General features: G+C 69.5%; 1 protein-coding gene. It reads left to right on the top strand.

The window, feature by feature from the left end:
* Positions 1 to 282: 282 nt before the first annotated feature.
* A partial coding sequence (locus LN042_RS36755; protein ID WP_230055816.1) for a Mu transposase domain-containing protein occupies positions 283 to 1,479 on the top strand: 1,197 nt, incomplete at its 3' end.

Genomic DNA, 1,479 nt, shown 5'->3' with positions numbered 1-1,479 from the left:
CCGTCGTTGTCGTCCTGGGGCACTGTCCACCACTGCCCGCCCCAGATCTCGGCCGACAGGTCCGCCACGGCCTCCTGGCGGCCTGCCAGGGCGACGGGTGATGACGCTCGGTGAATTTCCCCGGTCTGTGCTCTGAGGTTGGCCAAACCTGCTCAGGTGATCTCCCCATCCATCGTGTGATGTTGTCCGGCGTGTCCGGTTGGTTCGTGGTCATCCGGAAAACCTGCGTTCGCAACGAGTTCGGCCTGTTCGGGGGCCTGGATGCTGACGCGGGAGGAAGACGTGGATGCGCACGCGCTGCGTCGGCAGGGCTGGTCCATCTCGGCCATCGCCCGGCACCTGGGCCGTGACCGCAAGACGATCCGCGCTTACCTGAAGGGCGAGCGTGTGCCCGAGCACCGCCGCCAGGCCCCGGACGCGTTCGTGCAGTTCCTCGACTACTGCCGTCAGCGGCTGGCGGATGACCCACATCTGTGGGCCTCCACTCTGTTCGACGAGATCACCGAACTCGGTTACCAGGGCGCCTATTCGACGTTCACTCGGGCGCTTCGCCGCTACGAAGTGCGCCCGCACTGCGAGCCCTGCAAGGCCGCGACCGGCCGGGATGTCGCGGTGATCGCGCATCCGCCAGGCGAAGAGATCCAGTTCGACTGGCTGGAGCTGCCCGACCCGCCCGAGCAATGGGGCGTTGGCGCCCACGCCCACCTGCTGGTCGGAGCTCTCGCGCATTCGGGCAGATGGCGGGCAGTGCTGGCGGAATCCGAGGACTTCCCACACCTCGTACAGGCCCTGGACCAGGTGGTGCGCAAACTCGGCGGGACCGCCCGGCGCTGGCGCTTCGACCGGATGGCCACTGTTTGCTACCCGCAGACCGGGCGGGTGCTGCCGGCGTTCGCCGCGGTCGCGAAGTTCTACGGCGTCGGGGTGGACATCTGCCCTTCGCGTCGGGGCAACCGCAAGGGCGTCGTGGAGAAGGCCAACCACTCGGCGGCGCAACGCTGGTGGCGCACGGTTCCGGACAACCTGAGCGTCCCGCAGGCCCAGTCCGGCGTCGATAAGCTCGCGCTTCGGATGGACGAACGTCGTCGCAAGGTAGCCGGAGCCGTCGCCACGGTCGGCGAACTCGCCGCATGCGAGCCTCTGTTGGACTTGCCGAGCCGGCCGTTCCCCGCGGAGCTGGAGGTCGAGCGGACCGTCAGTCCCCAGGGTCTGGTCTCCTTCGACGGCAACCTCTACTCCGTCCCGCCGGGCTTGCCCGGCGCCCAGGTCAAGGTGCTGCACCGACTCGGCGAGGACTACCTCCACATCGTCACCGCCGGCCGCGCGGTGGTCGCCCAGCACCACCGCGCACCGCGCGGGGCCGGTCAGACCGTCCGCGACGCCGGGCACGTGATCGCGATGGAACGCGCCGTGCTCGCCTCGTTCTCCGACCGGGCGCCCTGCAAGACCAAGGTGCGCCGCCCGCTGTCGGACGCCGCG

Source organism: Kitasatospora humi, from assembly GCF_020907985.1.
GTDB lineage: Bacteria > Actinomycetota > Actinomycetes > Streptomycetales > Streptomycetaceae > Kitasatospora > Kitasatospora humi.
Note: the sequence above shows the minus strand (reverse complement) of the source record. Positions and strands in the feature narration are given on the sequence as shown.